The organism is Vibrio sp. 2134-1 (assembly GCF_033339495.1).
The window spans coordinates 11,298-33,214 of sequence record NZ_JAWOUS010000015.1 but is presented as its reverse complement, the minus strand read 5'-3'; the positions used below and the strand labels follow the sequence as shown (position 1 = coordinate 33,214).

Annotated in this window: 21 protein-coding genes; 8 read left to right on the top strand and 13 right to left on the bottom strand. The window is 40.4% G+C overall.

All coding sequences use genetic code 11. The features are described from left to right. Positions 1-79 precede the first annotated feature (79 nt). The 8 genes from R7R78_RS16495 (at position 80) to R7R78_RS16460 (ending at position 7,622) form a co-directional block, all read left to right on the top strand. Positions 80-403, top strand: coding sequence for a hypothetical protein (locus R7R78_RS16495; protein WP_025634145.1), 324 nt, complete (start codon positions 80-82; stop codon positions 401-403). An 11-nt stretch (positions 404-414) separates the two neighbouring features. Then, a complete protein-coding gene (locus R7R78_RS16490; RefSeq protein WP_025634143.1) occupies positions 415-1,563 on the top strand; it encodes a hypothetical protein in 1,149 nt (382 codons plus the stop codon). A 2-nt stretch (positions 1,564-1,565) separates the two neighbouring features. Then, positions 1,566-2,186, top strand: a complete 621-nt coding sequence (locus R7R78_RS16485) for a hypothetical protein (RefSeq protein WP_025634142.1) — start codon at positions 1,566-1,568, stop codon at positions 2,184-2,186. Between the two features lie 8 nt (positions 2,187-2,194). Further along, positions 2,195-4,756 (top strand): DotA/TraY family protein, encoded by a 2,562-nt coding sequence (locus tag R7R78_RS16480; RefSeq protein WP_025634141.1) that lies wholly within the window; start codon positions 2,195-2,197, stop codon positions 4,754-4,756. A 13-nt stretch (positions 4,757-4,769) separates the two neighbouring features. After that, on the top strand, positions 4,770-5,768 hold the full coding sequence (locus R7R78_RS16475; protein WP_025634139.1) for a hypothetical protein: 999 nt from the start codon (positions 4,770-4,772) through the stop codon (positions 5,766-5,768). Further along, the gene (gene rdgC / locus R7R78_RS16470) at positions 5,761-6,774 is read left to right on the top strand and encodes a recombination-associated protein RdgC (protein ID WP_025634137.1); all 1,014 of its coding nucleotides are present in this window, start codon (positions 5,761-5,763) and stop codon (positions 6,772-6,774) included. The genes R7R78_RS16475 and rdgC overlap by 8 nt, the downstream gene beginning before the upstream one ends. Positions 6,775-6,856: 82 nt before the next feature. After that, the gene (locus R7R78_RS16465; RefSeq protein ID WP_138058895.1) at positions 6,857-7,261 is read left to right on the top strand and encodes a hypothetical protein; all 405 of its coding nucleotides are present in this window, start codon (positions 6,857-6,859) and stop codon (positions 7,259-7,261) included. A 10-nt stretch (positions 7,262-7,271) separates the two neighbouring features. Continuing rightward, the gene (locus R7R78_RS16460; RefSeq protein ID WP_025634133.1) at positions 7,272-7,622 is read left to right on the top strand and encodes a hypothetical protein; all 351 of its coding nucleotides are present in this window, start codon (positions 7,272-7,274) and stop codon (positions 7,620-7,622) included. Positions 7,623-7,810: 188 nt separating this feature from the next. Here R7R78_RS16460 and R7R78_RS16455 read toward each other — a convergent pair whose 3' ends face one another. The 13 genes from R7R78_RS16455 to R7R78_RS16395 all read right to left on the bottom strand — a co-directional run bounded on the left by R7R78_RS16455 (position 7,811) and on the right by R7R78_RS16395 (position 21,622). Beyond that, on the bottom strand, positions 7,811-8,308 hold the full coding sequence (locus R7R78_RS16455) for a hypothetical protein (protein ID WP_025634132.1): 498 nt from the start codon (positions 8,306-8,308) through the stop codon (positions 7,811-7,813). Between the two features lie 64 nt (positions 8,309-8,372). Then, positions 8,373-9,788, bottom strand: a complete 1,416-nt coding sequence (locus R7R78_RS16450; RefSeq protein ID WP_139351514.1) for a hypothetical protein — start codon at positions 9,786-9,788, stop codon at positions 8,373-8,375. Between the two features lie 111 nt (positions 9,789-9,899). Continuing rightward, positions 9,900-10,484 (bottom strand): hypothetical protein, encoded by a 585-nt coding sequence (locus R7R78_RS16445; protein ID WP_025634129.1) that lies wholly within the window; start codon positions 10,482-10,484, stop codon positions 9,900-9,902. A 101-nt stretch (positions 10,485-10,585) separates the two neighbouring features. Beyond that, a complete protein-coding gene (locus R7R78_RS16440; protein WP_025634128.1) occupies positions 10,586-11,674 on the bottom strand; it encodes a hypothetical protein in 1,089 nt (362 codons plus the stop codon). Positions 11,675-11,677: 3 nt separating this feature from the next. Next, complete coding sequence (locus tag R7R78_RS16435; protein ID WP_025634126.1) at positions 11,678-13,501, bottom strand: GspE/PulE family protein; 1,824 nt, start codon at positions 13,499-13,501, stop codon at positions 11,678-11,680. A gap of 7 nt (positions 13,502-13,508) precedes the next feature. After that, entirely contained in the window at positions 13,509-14,249 is a 741-nt protein-coding gene (locus tag R7R78_RS16430) for a hypothetical protein (RefSeq protein WP_025634125.1), read from the bottom strand. Continuing rightward, positions 14,239-15,801 (bottom strand): hypothetical protein, encoded by a 1,563-nt coding sequence (locus tag R7R78_RS16425; protein WP_025634123.1) that lies wholly within the window; start codon positions 15,799-15,801, stop codon positions 14,239-14,241. Before R7R78_RS16425 ends, R7R78_RS16430 begins: the two co-directional genes overlap by 11 nt. A gap of 17 nt (positions 15,802-15,818) precedes the next feature. Beyond that, the gene (locus tag R7R78_RS16420; protein WP_025634122.1) at positions 15,819-17,456 is read right to left on the bottom strand and encodes a hypothetical protein; all 1,638 of its coding nucleotides are present in this window, start codon (positions 17,454-17,456) and stop codon (positions 15,819-15,821) included. Next, positions 17,456-18,103: a hypothetical protein gene (locus R7R78_RS16415; RefSeq protein ID WP_025634121.1), complete on the bottom strand. Its 648-nt coding sequence runs from the start codon at positions 18,101-18,103 to the stop codon at positions 17,456-17,458. Before R7R78_RS16415 ends, R7R78_RS16420 begins: the two co-directional genes overlap by 1 nt. Positions 18,104-18,479: 376 nt before the next feature. Beyond that, positions 18,480-19,622, bottom strand: a complete 1,143-nt coding sequence (locus R7R78_RS16410) for an ATPase, T2SS/T4P/T4SS family (RefSeq protein WP_025634117.1) — start codon at positions 19,620-19,622, stop codon at positions 18,480-18,482. An 8-nt stretch (positions 19,623-19,630) separates the two neighbouring features. After that, positions 19,631-20,560: a type IV secretory system conjugative DNA transfer family protein gene (locus R7R78_RS16405; RefSeq protein ID WP_025634116.1), complete on the bottom strand. Its 930-nt coding sequence runs from the start codon at positions 20,558-20,560 to the stop codon at positions 19,631-19,633. Continuing rightward, entirely contained in the window at positions 20,557-21,081 is a 525-nt protein-coding gene (locus R7R78_RS16400) for a hypothetical protein (protein WP_077202328.1), read from the bottom strand. Before R7R78_RS16400 ends, R7R78_RS16405 begins: the two co-directional genes overlap by 4 nt. Beyond that, positions 21,068-21,622, bottom strand: a complete 555-nt coding sequence (locus R7R78_RS16395) for a J domain-containing protein (RefSeq protein ID WP_025634113.1) — start codon at positions 21,620-21,622, stop codon at positions 21,068-21,070. The genes R7R78_RS16400 and R7R78_RS16395 overlap by 14 nt, the downstream gene beginning before the upstream one ends. Between the last annotated feature and the right edge of the window lie 295 nt (positions 21,623-21,917).

Here is a 21,917-nt window from a genome sequence, read left to right as displayed (position 1 = left end):
TCATAGGTGACTTTTGGGTTTTGCTGATGTTGTTTTTTATTGTAATATGACATTAGTTTCGAGTCTATTAGAGGTTGAAATGAAATTCAATAACTCAATTATCGGCCCATTGGTCGACCCACAAATGCATATCTTAAGAAACCACCCTGCCTCGAATCGCGAGGTTGGACTAAACGATGCAAAGTTCGAACATATGTGTCTGCAAATTGGTGTTTCAGAATACGCATTGAATACGGATAGGGCGTTGAAGACTGGTCATTCTATTGAACATACACAAGTGCCTGAACTCGACTTCTCCGAACTATTCAACGAAGCAACTCCATCCAAACCATCAAATGATGGAAACTCACCGTCTCAACCAACTCAAGACCTATCATTTGATATTGGTGGGTTTGATTTATAGAGAGCACGCTAATGTTTAAGAAAACGTTATTAAGTTTATCCCTGGCGGTCTTATTGCCAGGGACAGCAAACGCCGTAATCTGTACAGACCCAACAGGCTTAGGTCAGATAATCAGCCAAAGTGCTCAAGATGCGATGTTATGGGCTGAAGAAAAGGGTTTAAAGATTTCTGAAATGACAATGACAGAACTAATGGAGGAATGGAAAGCATCTCAAGATACGATGCGCGAACTCGCATCAACACAGGCCATTTCTAACAGTGTTTCGGAAACTTCTAACCTTGAGCTTCAAGCAAAGATGGAACCCTCACCATTGATGTGTGATGGCATAGCAGCGGTGTCTGCACTTTATGAAGCTACAGATGACTTTTATTGCGAAGCCCAGACAAATAGCCTTGATTTTGCTGTGCAGCTTTCAGATGAAATTGATTGTGAAGGAGATAGATGTGAAACAGGGCTGCAATCATTAGCAGATGAGTCTGTATCACTTTTAGAGGGCGTTACGCATGGAGATACTGTTGAACTCGATTTATTAAATATAAAAGGTGTTTTACCCGGCATGGGTGAAGGTGGCTACTCCAAATCAACTGATGAGAAAGAGCGCACTGACACCATGCTTAAAGTACTTTTTAGCTCCGGTGAAATAAATAAAATGCCCCGCGGTGAGAATAACCAAGTTATCAATGAAAACTCGGGTGCAGATGCAAAGATGGCTTACAACCGATGGCTTAAACGTCATCTAAGAACTACAGCTGGATTTAATACAGCTCTTAGAGTTAACGGGCTCACCAACCCTCGTGATGAAAATGGGCGCCCTATTCAATCTATTCTTGAGCAAATAAAGGCTGATATTGATTTCTATAACTCTCCTGAGCAAATAAAGCTCTACGGAAATGGTGGTGACAAGTCTTGTTATTCACGCAAAGCCGCAATGGTAAATACCCAGCGTGAAATGGATGATTGGTTAAACACACCAGCTGGTCAAGCTTGCAAGGCTAATTTTACCACTGTGGAACAAGTCCAAAGAATGAACGCTCAAATTGATGCAAGGGTCCTTGCTCTGCTGGGTCATATACTGGATTCCCAGTTATCAAGCGAATTCAATTTAGGCTTACAAACTCAACTGCTAAATGAAATAGCTGGAAATGCAAGGAAATACTAATTATGGCTGTAGAGGTCACTGACGTTCTAGAGCGGTTTCTGACGCATGAATTTGTCATTTTAGTTGATGGAATAATCCTAGTAGCTCAGGGGCTGGGTTTATATCTATTTGTCCAGGGTGTCTATTTATGGCTTGCCCTCATGAGGACAAGAACGTCGTCCCCCATGGTTAGCCAAATGTATGGAAGTCCTCCCTCACCTAAATTGATAATGGCAGTTTTTATAGCTTCAGCATTTATGTGGAAATTTGGAGAAGGAATAGCTGCTTGGGGGAGTCTATTTTGGCATGGTTCAGGATTAGATTTTAGCACTCCCTATTCTGCGGCAATGTTTGATGACATAAGTCAGCGAGCTACTAACCTAGTCAATGTTTCTACCGTAGGAACGGGGATGCAAACTCGTTCTATTGCTATACGAGCTTGTTTTGCGGTCATGTCTATTTACGGAGTTATATCTTACTTCAGAGGTGTGATGGGAATAACTCTCTTAGCCAATCCACAGATGTCAGGACAAATTAAGTTTAGTCATATTGTTGTTCATATGGGGTTCGGAATTTTCCTTGTGTACATCGATTTCTTCTATCAATCACTGAGCAACACTATCACAGCTGCAACCATGAACTGAGGTCCCCTATGGCAACTTGTGCAGATTTTACTCTTACTTGTATAGAGGCTCATGTTCAGACAGGGTCGACAACAAACTTTTTAGCAATTTTATTCGGTGGTTGGGTACATCACCTTTTTGGTAATCAGAGTGTAGAAGCGACATTGACGCCTTTAATGGTCATGTTGGGGGGGCTCAATTTCTTAGCCCTACTCTATGGATCAATAAATGTCATATATAACTCTGGTCACATCATGATGAATGCTGCTGCTACAGGTCATGTCTTTGGGAAAATGTCACCATACGTTCCATTAAGAATTGCAATAGCGTTGGGGTCATTGGCGCCTATGATTCATGCTGCTGGTTCCTTTGTATCGGTAGGACAAGCTTCTGGGATGTATGTAATCGTCCATGGTGCGGGAGCAGCTGATGTATTCTGGAAAGCTGGAGTAAATGATTATGTGAATCATACTGGAGCGCAAATAGCGTCTACGAATGTAGGTGAAGTGTTCTCAGTTGGAGAAACTATGGTTTCTATGCTTTCTTGTGCTGAGTTGTTTGAAAGCTCAAATGATAGAAAATTCACTTTAAAATCGATTAATTCAAATGGGACATCTAGCATATTCCCAACCGACTCATTTCCATCATTTTCACGAATCAGCTCAATGTACCCTAATTCAAGCGGGTCTTCTTCTTCTCTTAATTATGTCGATGAGCCTATAGGAAAGAATGGGGCTGAAAATACTGGCGCTATTTTAGAATTTCGTGGAGGAGCCTGTGGTTCAATCAGGTTTGATTTCGCCCGTAAACCTACTGCTAGCTCATCAGTGGAGCAAAAGCTTGCATATTACTCGAACTACTACGGTACAGAGGCTACGTTCACTTTCATGTCAGAATTACACACGCTTGTATCGAGTATGTTATCGCGGCTGAAGAACGCAGATTTATCAAAATATGTAACGGCAATGCGAAGAAGTGATGACTCTTATTATCGTGAATATTTACTCAATGAATTAGGCTCTAAAGAGTTAGCTGAAAACCTATTCAAAGCGCACGTTGATTTAGCAATGTGTAAGTCTAAAGTTGTAGAGCGCGGTTATATGGGGGAGTTATCTCAGTCTTGGCAGGGTCAATATGAAGCAAGTCGTTGCGGTAGTTCTAAAGCGAATATCAGCATATCAGGCTCATCCTCGCTGGTCGAAGAATTAACAGAAGGGGGCTGGATGATGGCTCCTCTAGCGTTTAGCCGTATGAATGGAATGATGCAATTAGCTTCATCTGGAGTAGGTTTTTCATTAGACAATGTAATGAGTACAAATATACCGGAAAGAACCAGTTTCTGCCGTTCTGTATTCTCATGGATTCCAAGTATAAACCTTTTCGATTCATCTCTTGATGATGAAATAGATGAAGCAAACGAATGTAAGACGTATTGGCTGGCAAGCAATTTTCCAAAGTTCACTTGGGACTTAACTGAACAACTTGCAATGAGTGGAGACATAAAATCAGATTGGCCTGAGGCGCAGAAGTTGAATAACTGGTCCGCACTAATGGCCGTTCACTCGACAAATGAAAACGCAAAAGCAGCGGCGACTGGCAACGAGTCTGCAATAGTATCTGTTGCTTCCGGAATATTAAGCTCAGCTCTAAGCCTTGGTAATTATAATGGTAATCTGGCATCTGCAATAGAAACGCCAGGGATGAGCGGCATTGACTATGATGGAGCTCTATTCGACGTTACAGGGTCTACAAATGCTTTGGCGTTATTATCTACGTTAGGTGAAGCGCTTAAGAACATTTGGTACATCGTTGTATTGGCAACTGAAGGCGCAGATGTCATCAAAGGTGCCCTCGAGAGTTCTGCTTTGTCAGCTCCATTCGCTATACCTTTGGCCTTCTTCGTTAAAACAGTCGCTCCACTGGTTGTATCTAGCCTTATCGGTGCTTTTATTCTAGGTAATGTATTGCCAATGGTGCCAATAATTACATTCCTATTTGTTGTTACCGCTTTTTTCATCATTTGTGCCGAAGCTCTGGCAGGCATTGCCCTGGGCAGTGCTTTATTAGCCTCTGCTGCAGGTGAAGGGCTAATGGCTGTTCATGGTCTAAGAATGGCAGCTCTCTACGGAGCCATATTCCTGAGGCCGACTCTTCATGTAATTGGATTAATGCTTGGTTTTGCAATGTGTAACCTCAGCTTAGCTTTCCTTAATAGCGTTTGGTGGAAGTCCATTGGAGTTAACCTACCCTCCTCTTGGGATCTTTTTGATTTAGTGATGCTTACAGGAGGATATCCAATCGTTCTATTTGGTTTACTTGTTTATTGTCTAAAAGCTCCGAACTTATTTGCCAACAATTTAATGTCTTGGGTTGCTACAGATGCTATTGGTCAATTTGGTGATTCTGATCAGTACCTATCAGCAACGAATGGTACCTTCAACAAAATGTCTGATGCTTTTAATGGTTCACTTCAAAAACAACAACCTCAACAGGATCAGCAAGGCAATGGTAATAATGGCAGTGGTAATAACGGAAATGGAAACACAGGAAATGGTGAAAAGTCTGAACGACCACCAAGTGCAAGCAAATAGGACTATGTAATCTATGATACTTTCAACTTTTTTTAAAAACGCCACAAGCAAGACCCCAAATGATTGGACATGGAATATGTTTAGACTGAGGTTTTGGACTGAGTGGGTTCATATAACCCCTATAGATAGAGCTCTGGAGAGTATTCATAATGAATACAGGCTCCCTGGAGGCCTACTAAATGAAATAAAGTCTGCAAGAGATTATCAGCAATCTTTTGACCCTTTAACGTCCCTGCCTTATCTAGACTCATACACCGAAGTCAATAGAGAGTACCTACTGAAACATGGTTATAGCTTGTTTGAATCGAGTGTGTTTTCAGAGGCTAATGGAAGTGTTCCTGATTTTAAGAAAGACAGTAATCGTTTGTTGGTTCTAAAACACGAGGAGCGTCCCAGTGATTCTAATGAGCAGCTAGCAAACGATATGCTTGAAATTAGCCCTCATCTACCTCAGTTGACAGCCTCTGAATCAGCGAACCGTTTGATTTTAAAAAAAGGGGAAGATGGACGGTATGATTTAACCATTCAGCGTACCGAAGTGAAGCCAACTACGTACATGGAACTTGTTAGAGCTGTCCCCGCCCATATGAAAATGGTTCCGTTCATGGAGACCCCCGTACACTTCAATCTTGTACCTTTCGATGAGGTTGTTAAAGCTGGTTTCGACATGAATGATGAACAGGTTGAAGGCAAAGCCAGAAACCTACAGCTGTCTATTTGGCTAACGCTATTTTTCGTATTGGCTTTTTGCTTCTTCGCTGTAAACAGTGTTGCCAAATTCATTATTGTAACGATAGTAACCTCGGAGGTTCAATTTAGTTACCTAATGACATCCATGTATTTGACCTTGCTAAGTGCATTTACTTCCTTTATCTATTTTCATTACCTGCATTTATATTGGCAATATGACACCAATCGCTTTGGTTCTGTGTATTCATTTTTAGTTGCCATCAAAAAAGATCCTATGCGTTTACTGCCACTTTCCAATAAAGCCGAGGTAAATCATGTTTAAAACCTTTGTGATTTACAAGTTACCTGAAGACTTCAACTTGGACCCAAATCTGCACTCTGAAATGTTTGAGAAACTGAAAGCGAAGCCTTTGACTGGTGCGATTAAGACTAAATATGGCTGGGCTGAGTTACTGCAATCAAATAAACCTTACATTAAGCTAGAAAACGATTACATTTTTCGTATAGAAAAGCGCTTTAGGTCTGTTGCATCTAGTACATTGGACGAAGCTGTCAGGCAGAAAATGATTCAGCTTGCACAAGATTCCCCCAGGACATGGGGAGTAAATGCCAAGGTTTCTTCACAAGATGTCAAGAATTTACGTGAAATGTGTGAAAACCTTCTTATACCGAAATCGCTTACACGTTTCAAAGATATCATTGTTTGGTTTAATACTGAGCTAAAGTTTCTTTTTATCGGTTCAAGTGGAAACAAAGAAGTTGAAGCGATTATTGATTTATTCAAGCTTACATTCAAAACATTTCCTGCGAGCCCGCTAACAGTTAATAATGATGTTTCGAGTGTATTTACTAGTTGGCTTAGCAGCCTGGAGTTACCGCCTACGTTGGCAATTAAAAATGGTGATATTGCATTTGAGAATAGAGCGAACGGTGCGAACAAGGTGAGATACAGTAACCAGGATATTGAGTCAGATGAAATCAATGCTAATTTACTAGCGCAAAAGCGCCCACTTCAACTATCTTGCGAATGGAACGCCACTTTAGGGTTTACTGTTAATAACGAATTAAAGTTTTCTAAGATCAAGCAACTAGGGCTGTTAAAAGAGAAAATAAAAACGGCCAATAAGGAAATGGAGATCAATAATCCCGCCCAGGAGATGGAAGCAAAAAGAGTTAAAGATATGACCTCCTACACTTTAACTCGACTGTCAATATTGAACCTTATAAAAGAAATCTTACCTTCATTAAATAGCTCAACTGGATTCGCTGGTGGTGCACAATCGAATACATCTGAGCTAATAGAGGGATTTGTTGAAAGCATTGATTGATGTATAAGGGCCATGATCTCGTGTTTATCGTGAAGAACGCCACGTAGATGAGCTGAAAACAAGAAACGTAATTTAAGGGGAAATGATGAAATTGAAAAGCATATTAACATTAGCTATCGCACTGCCTCTTTTGAGTGCTTGTGACCTTGTAGATGATTATAACGAAATGGTCAATGAGCAAATGGCTGATATTACTATCTACATCTCACCTGTAGCTGAGCTACAGATTGATGATAGTGAAATTGGTTATGTTCATGGATTCGAAGAGTGCCCCAACGAGTCCGTAAATTGGTTGTTTGGGTACTCTCATTCAGTTGGAGGCAATAATTGCATCAAAATAGATCCTGAAAATGAAAACATCAAAGTGCGAGTTATAAACGACCAAGTTAACTTAATTGAAACATGGAATGTATCTAGGGTTGGTGATGCCGTTTCACTAACTAGACCAAACGGCTTCAAAGTCCGTGAACCATCTAACCAGTCGTAGGGGGAAAAGGATGCCTAAGCCTCGCGGTAGGTTTATCGGCCACAAGCAGTTTGCTGTCGATCCCAATTGGGTTAAAAGCCAACAAGAGATTCGAGCTATCAAAGAGCGAAAGCGTTTTGTTGAGTGGTCGAAAAACTGGATTACGGTAACTCGACTAAAAACAGATCGATTGTGGACAGATTCAGCTATCAAGAAGTGGCTTGGCGAGCCAAAAAACCAAGCAAAATACAAAGTATTTGCTGTGGAAGATGTTAGAAAAGCTGAACGGAAAAAAGCGTTTAAAGAGTGGTTAGCACCTCGACTAGATAAAAAGCTGGCAACTAATCCACACTTTAAAATCAAGAAAATTGGAACTGTATAACGACCAAGGGGAAAATATGGTTATGTATAGCACTCAAGCTATAGAGAACATTAGAAAGTCATTCAATCTCTAGCAAACTATTGGACAGAGCCGATTAAGGGCAACCTGTCAGACCTAGTCACATCGAGATAAAGAAACTCACAGATTGCATTCAGACTAATTCAGATAATGGCTCTTTTTTCATTGTCTTAATCGAGGTTCATTGTCTTCAAAAGCCTGTTTACTGCATAGTAGATGTAAAGCCCTAGTTGACTCCCTAAAAAGAACCACCACCAGACCAAGTACAAATCAATTACATCGAATTTACCAAACAATACCTGCTCGAAATCTAACATTGATTCTGTAAGTGGTCTTTGTGCACCCGGCAAGCCTAGCCTATCAAATGGTACATCACTAAACTCAAGATAACTTAGTAACCAAACGGGCATATATAGAAACACTTCTGTATCAGCAATTGATACTGCTATAGCACGTAGATACTCATATCCTTTGTATAGTATTAAAAGGCCACCAAGGCCGATTAGATAGTGATTGGGTTTAAGGAGTTTCTCTGTTACGTATGATAAAGGGATTAGGACCGTCCTTACGAGCTTGCCCATTACGTAGTGAACGACTCCTGTAGTTACATAAAAAAGTAGAGCCGGAGTACGAAGAATTCCAAAGAAGATAGCAAGAAGTAGGTTCATAGGGCATACCTTAAGCTTAGTCTATAATATATTATAGTTTGGTATGCCCTGGAAGGGAAGATATTTAAGGGTAATAGCAATAGATAGTTGCTAGTGCTCGGTTTTCTCTAGGTGTTTCCCAAAGTTTAGTTTTGAAATTATACGAGTAAAGGCGGACAAGAAATTGTGAGCCAGATGCATTTTTTGTAACACCGATTCGGTTTAATGAATAGTCAGATACGACTACACCGTTCGCTGAGTGGTAACGCTTACTATCTTGCCAGTCTACAACAATTCTATTTGCCGCATAACCTGCACCATCACCACAATTTACACCTTTAATTGCACCAACTCCGTTTATTGTAGCGGAACCTTGGTGAACATATTTACTTGTTAGGTTTGAGAGAGCTACACCCCCTCTCGATGTCAAACGAATGTCTCTTGTTCGAGAAACGCCATTTGGGTCAAAAAACATTGAGGGGTCATTGAAATCAACAACGGCTCCAGGGACATAAAGAGAGCCATTCTCTAGAGTTGATATGTTTGAACCAGTACCGATTGCCAAGCCCCCTGCGAAATTATTCATTTGCGATGAGTTGGTTTGGTTGATTCTATTCCGTACTGTAGCTTGGTCTATTGTTGCTGAGCCTATACTAGCTGTATTTATATCGCCGTTATTGATGTCAGCTCTATTAATATCAGCACGATCAATGTCAGCGTTATCGTAATCAAGGTCAGTGCCGCGAACACTAGTTAAGTTTGCAGAATTGGAGCGTAACGTGTCAATAGTACCGGAGTTCGCGTCTATGGAATTAACGTTGAGGTTGTTGAGGTTGCTGGTTCCATTCAAATCGAGTCTAAATACAGGGTTTTCTCGGTCCACAATGCTAGATACTTCAAGGCGGTCCATATTATCGACATCCTGTCCATTCCAGTCGATTGTAGCTAACGGTGAGTTTGTACCATGGATACTCAGGTCATCAGAGAAGCTTGTGCCCCAAGTGATATCCATAGTAATGATACCTGTATCAAAGTCGCAATCCACTTGCGAGATTGAGGTGCCTGAATTTAGGTTTGCCAAACCTCCACCAGCAATTCGGGCTATAGTACATGAACGTTTGACTCCGTTTTCACCAGAGAAGTCAAATCCCCGAGTTTCAGCAGTATTTGAGACAGTTAATTTGAGTTCGACCTGGGTTCCATCATTTGTAACTTCAGTTTTGTATTGCATGTTATCCCCAATTCTAGGGGAATCTTCGAAGTCACAGAATAGGAACTCAGATGTTTGGGTACCACCACAGGTGTTTGGCTTCAACCACATTGTTCCAATGTGCTCAGCACCGTTTTGGAAGGGTTGGCCCGGCTGATTCCATTGGGCTAATGAGCCACTTTGTCTTGAGGCATTCTTGATAGCATGAAGCAGCGTTGCTATACGCTGCCCTTGAAGTTGGTCTACTTGAGATTCGTATTGATCACTTTTCATCATGAGGTAAGTGGACATGATGATACTTAAAGCGACAGTAGAGGCCAATATGCCAAGTTGAAGGAAAAAGCCTCTTTGTCTTTTGATTGAGGTTCTAGGCAGCATATTGGCCACTCTTATTAATAATGATTAACGGTTGATGAATGTGATTGCTACTTCATCGCCAGATGCACACTGTGTTTTAAGAGTGTCATTACCATCAATTCGCGTACCTTCAACCTGGATCTCAACGAAGTTTTGGAATACACGACCAACGAGTAGGTTACACTGATCTGTTTCTACATTTGAGAAAGTGAAAGTGAAGAATTTACCTGTACCAGTAGTTGTAATCCCATCACGGTTAGTCGCGGTGTCTACGCTTCCACAGGTCAAGCCATTATCAGAAAAAGGTGTGGTAAATTCATCTTGGGTTGCACTTAACCAGCTTGAAGGCCAGATGTTTTTGTCGTAACAGTCAGTGTTGTTAACAGATGCGTATGAACCAAAGCCACCCACTGTACGTCGTAGTTCGTCCGATGCTTGTAGTAGAGCTGACTCAGCATCGTCAACAAGTTTACCCGCACCTGAATCCCCCATAGTTGTAGCAATACCGACAACCATAATGCCCACGAATGCCAGGACTAATTGAAGCTCTGTAGATAGAAATGCACCTTTACGTTTTGCATGAACGCGGTTTAGTTTCTTTGAATATTGTTTTTTTGGTTTAAATAACATAGCTATTTTCCTCTTTGAAAGCTATTGGATTTTATACATGATTGGCATATATCAATCAAGTGGAATATGGTTTTCACAATTTGTTAATTTTATTATCAAACTTAGTTAAGGGTTTGACCAATTGAAGAAATAGAAAGGCCAACTATGGCGTTTACAGTTAAAACTGCCATCATGCAACCGAGCATGATCCCTGTCGTAAGCTTTTTTACTAGCATTTCAGTGTTAGCAAATACTTCTTCGGTGATATCGTCTAGTTTATTAGTAAAGTCAGAGGTTGTAGCATACGACTCAATCTCAATTCTTGGTTCTCTACTAAAGAAATCACAGGCGAGTGCTTGCCCTTCACTCTTTCCTCCAATCATATTAAGACGCATTTTTTGGCACCAATGTTTTACATATGGCGTTGAGTGGGAACCAACAAGCTTTAGTGCTTCTGAAGAGGGCATCCCGACTTTCAAAAGAGCATTGAATGTTTGTAGGGTTATAGCGGAATTAATCGCGTCAACAACATTCCAAGGTGGTAATTTAGTTAATCTCCGATTAATTTGATTGGGTAAACTCCAAACTACCCAGGTCCCGTATATCACCAATGTGCCTGTAATAAATGGGCTTAGCTCGTATACAGTTTTTGTAAACTCTCTTGCAAATGTCATAATAGGAGTTGGTTTTATATTAAGCCCCTTAAACAGCACAGCATAGATGTATAAGTGTGCAAGACTACAAATCAACATAATCAAACCAACACCTATAATTGGACCGACTATTCCTAAAAAGCCAGCACCTCTCATTTGTTGTTTTCTTTGTAATTGGCTGACACATATGCGTATTACTTTGTATGCTGCAGTTTTCTTCTCGATTGCGTAAGCAACTCCAATAGTGGTTTTATCAAAGAATGGTGCGAGCATGTATGAGATAACTGGTCTGTATCGGTACCGGTCTGCAAGATATTTTACGAACTTTGTTTCTTGGGATTTTGGTTGTTGGGACTTATATGCTTCATAGAGGGAGTCCAATACATTTACGATTGAATCACCATCTGCTAAACGTGATGCAATTTTCTCTAGAAGTTGAGACTTTCTCTTTGAGCCCACACGAAAGTTTGTATACTTTAGCTTTAAGGTATCAATGAAGTCATCACTAAGGTATTGACTCTTTATTCTGAGCAACTTTTGGTTAATATCGTTTTCCATTAATTAAACCTCTGGGTGGTAGAGAGAAACATTTAGCTCTTCACGATCTAATCGAGAGACCACAAGTTGATCGATTTCACGTTCTATCATCTCAGGGTCCAATACCCCTTTGCACATTTTATAAATTGCGTGCTCTAACTTAGTAAAACCACCAGTGTTTAGCCAATGAGCTTTAGCCAAATCATCTTCGTTTTTAGCCCATAGGTTTCTGATTGTTTGATCTGGCGCCAAGACTTCAGCTACAGGTGTTCGTCCAACACGGCCATCTACAGAATAATTACACTCTTCACACCCACCTTGCTTTGCGAAACGTATGTTCGGCAGGTACTCAAGTAACTCTAGGGAAGATAAGCTTTGTATTAATGAATAAACTAATGGAGAGTTATTCGGAAGCTCATCATAACTTCGACTACAGGACGGGCACACGGTTCGTACTAAAGACTGAGCAATGATGACAGTTAGGGTGTTTGATGATTGATAGACTGATCTAGCTACTCCGAAACCGTCCAAGCGACCTGGTACATCACAAGAAGATGCGGCATGTATTGTTGAGAAACATACATGGCCAGTTCGGGCAGATTCAATTGCAAATTTTGCTGAATTGTAGCAACGTATTTCTCCTGTACCCATGATATCTGGGTCTAGTCGCATGAAGCTTTCGGAAATTCGTTCAAACTGCTTGGTTAATGTGTTCATTTCATTATCAGAAGCGCTAGAGTTATCTTCTAAGTTAACTTGTGAAACGCCCTCTAAGTTCATCTCGATAGGGTTTTCGGCAGTAACAAACTTCCGAGTAGATTTGTACAGGTCTTGTAAGTAATCGATAACTGAATACATGGACTGGGTCTTACCAGAACCTGTAACACCAGCAAACAGTATATTTCCTTGTTTTTTACTGGAGTGTTTTTTAATCAACAGCGTTTGAACTGGGTGATATCCAGCTTTATCTAGCTTTCTTATAGAGGATTTCTCCCCTTTACTGGTAATCCTGCATACTAGATCTCCACCGCCCTCAGTTTCTCTTGGTGCAAATTCAACACGCATTTCAATTTGAGTATTGTTATACGTGTAGATAAATTTACCAGATTGAGGTTCTTTCCAGCTTAGGTTGTTACCTTGGATGCTAGAGCCGGATGCTTCATCCCCACCGATGATGTTGTAAGCAACATCAACCGTCTCGTAAAGCCTATCGTATGTATATTCTTTGAAATCAATTAAATCGCCATCTACACGTATACGTACTAACGTGTTGCCAGGTATATTAGATACTTCAAAGTGAATGTCTGACGTTGCAGGGTGTGATTCTAAAACAGACGCAGTGATCGCTTTAAAACTTCTGCCCTCATCATCTTTAGATTGGTTTTCTTCAGAGCCCATGAAGATGACATCAGCAAGTAATAGGATTAGGTCTTCTGAGCACTTAAGATTAATGACTTTTGTATGAGTATGATCGGTATATCCCAAATCATCTCTGATAGTCGCTCGAACTTGTGTGATTGACTTTGAAAAGTCTTCTGTCATTAAGACGGTAAGGTAGTTGTATCCTTCATCCATACCTTGAATATGGCCATCCGAAATAAGGAATTTTTTACCATAAGCTGGATGTGCCACTTTGTCCTTGTCAATGATACCACCTAAGGCCCAAGGAAGTTGTTCTCTAGTGTCGTATGTTAAGTCGTTAAAGAAGTGTGAACTAGAGCTACTACGACTACCAAAGTATTTTATTAAATCACCAGAAATTGAATCTGACAAAATGTCGTATTCGTTTGCGCTGGATTCTACAATGCTGGTTGCAGGTCTATACTCTGCTAAGTTAGTACTAGTCATGAAATTCTCACTTGAACATTAAACCTTGAGAGGGAGAGTCATTAATTAATGTAGGCGCCGGGGCTCCAAACATACTTGATTCTGAAAGCTCCCCAATCTTCTGCTCGATAATACGGTCTCGGAATGTTTGCGCTTTCTTAAAGCGGTCAATTGCTTCGTCAGAGGTTTTAACCGTGATATGTCGTGCTCTTGATTTGTCCATTTTGTGAGTTGAATAATCGAAAGGCATGACTACAGCGCCTTGAAATGACAGTGAATCTACATACCAGTCCCCAAAGCTCTCCCCTTCTTTTAAAGTTTGGATAGCCCCCTTATGCCAAAACTCACCTTTCAACTGACCAGCTATCTCATAAATATCTGTAACGAAGATTTGTTTTTCCATTTCGTTTAGCAGAGCATTAACTTCAGCTTCTCGTTGAGCTCTACGCTTTGTCCTAGTCTCCTCCTGGAATTTTGCTAAACGCTCTTCATCCGATGCCTTCTCTTTTTTCGGTTCAGGCCCACCGTTTAGTAATTTGTTATTTTCTATCAAAAGCTGCTGATACTGATTGTCAAGCATTAACATCTTATTAGCATGCTCTTTTTGGGCTCGTATCAACTCATTTTGCGAGAGTGATTTGTTTTCCTCTATAGAGAGGCTTCGTTGTTTTTGGATGTCTTGGTAAGTCTGCCCGGATTGATCATTTGCAAAAGTTGTAAAGCTCAACAATTGGGTCGCGATGCATAGGGTAATAGTATTAATTTTCACGTAATGAAACCTCTTTGTCTTGTTGATTAAGAATGCTACTTTCGTGTATGTACTGCATCTTAAGAACGATCTCTTCTGTTTCCAGATTTATCGAAATGCTCTGTATAATCATGCTTTTAAATTTGTCGATATCGTTAGCTAGTTGGTCCAAATAGTTAAATGCCCAACCAAACCCACTTAACGAAAGTTGTACATTCACAACGGTGTAATCTATTTGTGGGTTTCTTACTTCAGTGGAATATGTTTCGTTTTTAAAAGGGATCTCCCTTTCTGTTTTGCGGTTTGCTGAAATCGCTCCGTACAGTCTTCCTTGTGTCTTCTCTGCTTGTTGCTGAATGAAGGTTAGTAAGTCTAGGTAGTGGCCGTGAGTTTCCTTTATGAAGATAAAAGCGTCACTTTCATCAAAATAATGGTCTGGTTTAGGAAGCGGTACTATTTGAGACGTAGTAATCTCTTCTCCAGAGAGTGAATAAGTGATAGTTCCATCGAATTCGATGTTGTCTCTAAAATTGGCAACCGTTGTCCCTCCGTTTTTCCACAAAACGGTCGTCTCATGAAAAAACTCTTGGTCTGCTGGTTTGTCTACTGTTGATGAGTCTCTAGTAATGATTCCTTTGGTAACGAGATCGACAGTCATTGGGAACCATCCACCAACATCAACAGGAAGAGAGTTAATATAGGCTTTAAGGTTCAAAATGACCTTTTTAGGATCTGATGCGGTTAAACGTTGAGTAAGCCATTTTGCTTCCTCTTTAGTTGCATTTGCCTTGTCTATTCTCTCGATTTTTTTATGATTCAAATCGTTTTCAGCTTGCTTAGCTAGAGTACTGCTTGATGCTTTCTTCACCATTGAATCTATGTCAGGAATTACATACTCTTGCTTGGAGTTAGATTTATATACCTGCACACCTATCAAAAATATAATTCCAAGAGCCACAAATACGATGTGGGATGGTTTTATCTTTGATAGGGGGTTTGTGTTGAGTAGCTGCTCAATTGTTTGAATTTGAGCGAACTTTTCATTAGGTACAGCTTCACATATGACGTCATATGAGTGCTGTTGGTACTCTGAACGTGACTCTTCAAATAGTTCTGAGATATTTTCTGTTATCTCATTAGGGACTACATAGCGTAATTTTACGTGATGAAGATCGTACATTTGATAATGGTCGAAGATCTGTTGGATAACTTCTTCCACCGTTTCAAATACCAAATCATTCTCACCACCAGCTGGGCACTTATCAATTACCAAAAGATACCAATATTTACCGGATGGTAGCTTTTGTATGAAGAAAGCATTCGGGTGATCGACACAAATAGCGCGAGCGACGATTGCCGCCGCGCTGTAGTATTTTGTCGTTATGCTTTGAGCGAAACCGATTGTTGATTTTGGTGCATCATCAATTGTTGACCCTTCAACAATTACTGCATTTGTAGCGTCGTATTTGTTAACCAGATTTTTGATATGGATGGTCTTATCGGATTCTGAAACCTCGTACCAATCTAAACCGATGTAGTGCCTATCAAATCCAAGTTCTTCTAGTGACTGCATAAAAGGACCTAATTGGGTTAAACTTTTTCGATATGAGGCGTGATAATTACTAGCATCACTGAGCGTGTTTTAGCATTAGAGTCATTGCCACCAAACATCCATAGCAAATCGCCTAGAACTGACTGGTTTTGGCCATTGTCAATCACTTGCTCGAACCCAGTCATAACCATTGTTTCGCCTGAACGGATATTTCTAGCGCTAACCATGGCAGTAACAGTTCTGTCTGTTAGTTGAAGTTGTGTATTACCAACTTCTAGTGGGTCAATTGCATTTAAGGTACTTACATCAGTTACGATACGGACAGCAATTGTTCCATCTGAGTTAACACGTGGTGAAGCTAAGAAAACAATACCGTTTGTTGTTGTATCTGTGCTTGCAGATTGTGTTACAACATCACCAGATACACTTTGGTCGATTTTATCCGCATATTTCTTTTCATTTACGAACTGGACTGGAATAACATCATTGTTTGGTACAGTTGTCGTAATTGACTTTTTAAGCGAAAGAGATTTAGTCCCCTGAAGAGCCTTCAATGCCATTTCAGTGCCTTTGAAGCTACCATCACCGATACTCAGCCCTAAACCACCTAACTTAGCTGCATCACCAACTGGAACTCCATCGATTTTAAGTTCGAAGTCATTCTTAGCGTATTTAATAGATTGCTCAATGCCGTAATTTGATTCGTCTGTAGTGATCAGTTCCCATAGCTCTATATCGAGCCTGATCATCTTTCCAGCAGTAGAATTTGACTCATCAATAAAGTTCTCAACAATTCGCAGCTTTCGAGGTGTGTCAGTTACAGCAACCATACTTAGTGCAGGTAACACTTCTACTTTTGCATCTTCAGAAGCAATGGATTTAATCCCCTTGAGGAGTTGGTCCATTGGTTTCCCTAGGTCACGGTCAAATGAATATGAGTGAGAACTCGAAGTTTGAGAGCTTGTCCCCTCGCCTTGCTGACCACCGCTAGTAGACGAATTGATACTTGATTTTAAAGTTGTACTACCAGCATATTGGTCGATCCGAAAGTGTCTAGTTTCTTGTCGGTAAAAGGATACACGACCATCAGATTGGTATTTCCACCATAGGTTGGTTTTTGCTGCGATAGCATCCAACACTTGCTTTAAAGCAACGTGCTTTTCAAAGTTCAGGGAAATAGACACTTTTGCGCCATCTAATAGTGACCCTTTGTTCGTATCTGTATAAAGTGCCGAAACGTCTAAATCATCACCAGTAGAATCACTTGTACCACCGCTTGCTTTGGAACTTCCAGAGTCTTGGTTAAGATACTTGATAGCGTCGCTAGTAAAGCTAATGTAAACCCCATACGAGGCATACTTATTGTTCAAATAGTCAATCGTGTCGCTAAGGGGTTTAGAGCGATATGACATGAATTTACTCGGGGTAAGAAAAATCTCTGGAAGGTCTTGCCTTTCTTTTAACTTGAAAGGTTCCCCAAGAATAACGTAATTATTGTCTTCGCTGTAGACGCTCTGATCTATACCGGGTTTAAGTCTGTGTTTTTGAATCGTCTCAGTGGCAGCGTCTGCCTGTGCTGTCGCAACTCTATTGGCATCTTTACCAGGAGTACTACAACCACTGACAAGCGCGATAATGGTTAGTGTGAGAGCTTTAAGTTTCAATGTGTTGTTCATTACTGGTAAGTCCCTTTTTCAGTAGAACCGCCTTTTAGGATATGAGCAGCACCAATTTCAGGGCTGTAACTAATCCACAGTGGTTCTTTTGTTTTTAACGTCTCCTTAAGCACTCTATCTAAGACTCCGTCTCTTCCTGTTAGGTCACCAATCAATACCGAACGTGATTTAACAGGGAAGTCGTATTTAGAGCCCCAAATAATGTCGATATTGGACTTTGTATTCCAAACCTCAAAGTTCTCTTTGAGTGACAGTTTAGGGTCTAATGTCCAGAGTTTTGGTGTTCGTGTCTGAAGGTACGTAAGGTGTTCACGATTTTTGGATGCAGCCAACACTCGTTCTTGTTCATTTAGAACAATATAAATACCGGAATTTAGTTCCTGTATCTTAGCAACAGCACTGCGCCAATTAGGTGAAGGTACCCAGGCTAATTGGTGGGAAGAGATGCCTGGTCCAATATTTACCCGCCAACCAGCTGGTGCTAAAGCATTCAGTATTTCGTGAGCAGGTAATTTATTTTGGTAACCGACTTTAGATTGGATGTCGTTTAAACCATAAGCGGTATCTGACTCGTATTCAGTAAATACAACCCCCGCTTGCGCGCTACTCATCACGAGTAAAGGTAAAATTAATCTTAATTTCATCATAGTAACCCCTATTATTTTGATAAATATACGTCATTTTCGGATAACAAACAACAAACGAAGCTGTAAGGTAACCTACGAATAAGAACAATTTCTTATCGGTTATCTGGCTTCCAAATTTCGTTTTTTCGATATGGCAAGTTGTTGCCTTGGTTGTATTTTGACAGGAGGTGTATAAAAAACTCTAATGGTGTCCTTTTGGTAAGAGAGATTAAAGACATTAATACATAGAAAACACACATGGCTTTAAGGTAGTTCCAGCTGAACATTATTGGCAATGTCAAAACCGGGACGATAGTAGACCCGTCCATAAGTAGGAAAAGTGGTCTTTTCATCGCATTTTGTACCGCTTTTCTATCCAGCTTCGGTTTATATTCCATTATTCTGATTCCATAAGGAGATATTCTGGCCCAATTTCACTGTTGTGATATAGGTTTGCGATTTGTTGAGAAAAGGTAAGCTCTTGTTCCTTTAGGTGCCTTCTTACTACTACAGATATCTCTGTGTCAGATTTACACTTCAGCATTTCTTCTCTGATTTCTTCAGTTAGATATAGGGTTTCTCTAACAGCAATCCTTTCACCGTCGAGAGTTCTAACTAGTATCTGAGCGACAATGCCAGAGAGTTGACTAATAAAACCAGCTAATACAGCCAGCTTATTCTCTCCATCTATCATATTGTAGATGCGGCTCATCGCTGTCTCGCAAGAGTTTGCATGTATTGTAGCCATCAAGAAGTTGCCAGTGTTAGAAGCGTTAAATGCGTTTTCGATTGATTCTTTACTTCGTATTTCGCCCTGAACGATGATATCTGGACGAAGACGAAGAGCAGCTTCAAGGCCTTGATTAAAACTTTGAACATCGGAGTCTGTTTCAACTGAACCTACTTCATGAACTGAAATACTGTTACCAGGAGCAATCTTTACTCCCTCATAATTAATTTCAGGTGGGTCCTCAAAAACTAAGATATGCTTACCAAGGCTGGGAGTTTTTAGCACTGAAGTTACAATTCCGGCCATAGTAGTTGTTTTGCCTGTGCCTACCCCTCCCACAAACATAAGAATACCTTTACGGTTATGCTTTACAAGATTGACTAGCTCCGGCTCTATACCCAAAGATTCTGCGTCCTTTGGTGTTTTAGGGTTCAACCTACCAACCATCTTATAGGTCTTTCCATATTCAAGTGACCTTGAGGTAATAGCTGCAATGCGGAAACTCCTAATCTGAGATTGATCATTGGGGTTTTTGGTAACGAATGCAAAAAACGTAGGAGTAGCTGCATTAACATTGTTAATCAGCGATTTTTTGGTGCCGAGCATATATTCAAGAATATTACGGCATGCGTTAGGTTGCATTTGTTTATCAGTGATTTCCCTGATTTGCCCGTTTACATCGATTCTGATTCGATAGTTACAGTCTATTAAAATGTCTGAAGCACCGTACTCAATTGCTTTCCATATGACAGTTTCGATATCTACTTGTGTCATTTCGCTTGAAACAGGTATTAATGGAATATCATTCATGGTAGGTGTCACTCTTCAACGAGAATGGATTTAATTTGGTCGTGAGTAAGGCCTTCAGTTTCTACTTTAGAAACAGCATCCCTACGTACAGAGCCCCTAGGGTCTTTTATTACTGGTGAAGAATAGAGATCAGAGTTTGTCTGCCAAACTGCCTCACCACTCAAAGATATGAACTGAGTGCCTAAACCTAATTGGTCTCCTTGTACCGTAATTCCTACATTTTCAATAATCATATCTGGCTTTTCTATATATCCGGACTCAACTAAATTCACGTAACGGATCATGGCTGTTGCGTCAATAAAAGCATTAATTACACGAGTTCTCATCTCAGCAATTGCTTGTTCTGAGCCCATGGCCCATCCCTCATCAAGAGCTGAGTTGAAGATCTCCAATTCTTCTGAATTTCTAGGTAAAAGTTCGTCAATTAATGTGGTCGGAGTAAGTGAATTTTTGTCGTAGAGATAGTCAGACCAATGCGGTTTCCTCAACACAGGCTTAGGTTGTTCTCTCAATCGATAGACAAGATTATCGGTCCTGATAATCGTAGCTTTTGTGTCTCGCGTTATCGCGGCATGAGCTTCTACTTTGTCTACCATACCTGGACGAAGGTACTTGGCTTCACCTGAACTTAGATTTGCAGAAGCGTTAATGAGATGCTCGAAAGGTAGCAAGCGGTCAAAGAGGTGAGACTTGCTATCCACTACATCTGTTAAGCGCTCCATCGTAGCTATATAACCATTCGCACTGCCAACTTCTTCAGCTCTTTCGCGGATCGACTCAATTCTGAGTGCCTCTTCACCATCGCTTACTAGTTGTTGTCTAACCTTTACATCTTTTAGTTCACTTAAGCTGTAATAGGTGCGCTTAGATTCATCTGCCAAAGTGGTAACACTGAAAAATAGACTAGCAATTAAACAAATAGCAGTATTGGTTCTCACGCTTTTGTCTCCAAGTATTTAACGACAATCGTCTTAAGTCGGTTATCGACCATGATGTCTACCTGGGCACCCTTTTCAGAGTCAATAATCTTTATTGCGTCGTTTATTGGTTGATCCTTCAGTTTAATACTTACAAACACGCCACCAGGTGGTTTTTGGCCATAAGTAAATACTCGATCAGAACCATAACCTACTGTCTCAGCAATACCTTTTACGGCAGTTTCGACTTCACAATCACAATTCCAGTCAACAACCTTTTCAAAACCAGGTAACAGCATTGTAGAGAGCATGCGCTCCTGCCTTCTCTGCTCAGGGCCTTTAAGTGCTTGTGCATGTGCACTTCTCGTTTTTGCTAACAATCGGAGCTCGTCAAGCATTTCAACTGCATATGGCTCAAGATCGCCAAAAGCCCTTTCTTCAGGGCTCTTTTCTAAGTGCCTTAAATCTTTGACTTCATTAGTTGCGCACCCAAGAAGTAGAGTAGAAGCGAATGCTATGCTAGAAAGCTTAAAGACGTTCATTTTGTTTCCTCTTCGTTGCATTGATGCAAAGTGTTTTAGCTGTATTCAGATTTGAAACAGTGATGATTGATTCATCCGTACTGATGTTTTGGTTAATGTCTGGGTGGTAATACCTAACTTTTTGATGGAAGGCTTTCTTGATTTCAGAAATATTGAGGGACGTAATAGGTAGCCCTAATAATTTGAAAGCCTGAACTTCTTCTTCAGAGAAGTTAAATGGGTTTTGTTCATTCAGAGTCGGAGAACTTTGAGATCTACTCGCATTAGAGGGTCTTTCCATCTGAGAGGAAATTGAGTTTGTATAACCAAACCCACGTATCTTCGCTTGTGCTTCCTTTCTTCTAACCGATTGTTGTTGTTGCCGTTGCATAAAGTACAAATATGCGATGCCAAATAAGGCACTCGTGAAAACACCGAATGTATAACTCGCGGACAAATAATATGTAGCAGCGAAAGAAGTGATGAGTATGGAAGCCAAACCCAATATTTTTTCTTTAATTAGTTCGAACACAATAAGATGTCTAATAGCAAATAATAGCATAAATCTATGCCATTTTTGTCTAAAATACAATAGCAAAAGCTGCTAGCATAGGCTTATTATTGAGTCAAATGTTAGTTTCAATTTGCTAGTCTCAGAAGTGATATCGGTTCAATAGACTAATTACTCAACAAATTGTAGAAATATTTGCGTAATGCGACCTACAAATAGGGATATAGCTCACACATATGCAACAAATGATGAAAATTTATTTAAGTTTCACTCTTCATGGGTAAAAATTAGACATAACGGCAGTTAATGTTTAGATACAAGTCACATGATTATTTGCGTCTATTCT

Bases quoted from the DNA above. Each gene is read 5' to 3' on its own strand.
- R7R78_RS16435 (WP_025634126.1), bottom strand. From the start codon at position 13,501: ATGACTAGTACTAACTTAGCAGAGTATAGACCTGCAACCAGCATTGTA.
- R7R78_RS16395 (WP_025634113.1), bottom strand. From the start codon at position 21,622: ATGCTATTATTTGCTATTAGACATCTTATTGTGTTCGAACTAATTAAA.
- R7R78_RS16485 (WP_025634142.1), top strand. From the start codon at position 1,566: ATGGCTGTAGAGGTCACTGACGTTCTAGAGCGGTTTCTGACGCATGAA.
- R7R78_RS16465 (WP_138058895.1), top strand. From the start codon at position 6,857: ATGATGAAATTGAAAAGCATATTAACATTAGCTATCGCACTGCCTCTT.
- R7R78_RS16475 (WP_025634139.1), top strand. From the start codon at position 4,770: ATGATACTTTCAACTTTTTTTAAAAACGCCACAAGCAAGACCCCAAAT.
- R7R78_RS16415 (WP_025634121.1), bottom strand. From the start codon at position 18,103: ATGATGAAATTAAGATTAATTTTACCTTTACTCGTGATGAGTAGCGCG.
- R7R78_RS16420 (WP_025634122.1), bottom strand. From the start codon at position 17,456: ATGAACAACACATTGAAACTTAAAGCTCTCACACTAACCATTATCGCG.
- R7R78_RS16410 (WP_025634117.1), bottom strand. From the start codon at position 19,622: ATGAATGATATTCCATTAATACCTGTTTCAAGCGAAATGACACAAGTA.
- R7R78_RS16490 (WP_025634143.1), top strand. From the start codon at position 415: ATGTTTAAGAAAACGTTATTAAGTTTATCCCTGGCGGTCTTATTGCCA.
- R7R78_RS16460 (WP_025634133.1), top strand. From the start codon at position 7,272: ATGCCTAAGCCTCGCGGTAGGTTTATCGGCCACAAGCAGTTTGCTGTC.
- R7R78_RS16480 (WP_025634141.1), top strand. From the start codon at position 2,195: ATGGCAACTTGTGCAGATTTTACTCTTACTTGTATAGAGGCTCATGTT.
- R7R78_RS16445 (WP_025634129.1), bottom strand. From the start codon at position 10,484: ATGTTATTTAAACCAAAAAAACAATATTCAAAGAAACTAAACCGCGTT.
- R7R78_RS16450 (WP_139351514.1), bottom strand. From the start codon at position 9,788: ATGTCCACTTACCTCATGATGAAAAGTGATCAATACGAATCTCAAGTA.
- R7R78_RS16400 (WP_077202328.1), bottom strand. From the start codon at position 21,081: ATGAACGTCTTTAAGCTTTCTAGCATAGCATTCGCTTCTACTCTACTT.
- R7R78_RS16425 (WP_025634123.1), bottom strand. From the start codon at position 15,801: ATGCAGTCACTAGAAGAACTTGGATTTGATAGGCACTACATCGGTTTA.
- rdgC (WP_025634137.1), top strand. From the start codon at position 5,761: ATGTTTAAAACCTTTGTGATTTACAAGTTACCTGAAGACTTCAACTTG.
- R7R78_RS16440 (WP_025634128.1), bottom strand. From the start codon at position 11,674: ATGGAAAACGATATTAACCAAAAGTTGCTCAGAATAAAGAGTCAATAC.
- R7R78_RS16455 (WP_025634132.1), bottom strand. From the start codon at position 8,308: ATGAACCTACTTCTTGCTATCTTCTTTGGAATTCTTCGTACTCCGGCT.
- R7R78_RS16495 (WP_025634145.1), top strand. From the start codon at position 80: ATGAAATTCAATAACTCAATTATCGGCCCATTGGTCGACCCACAAATG.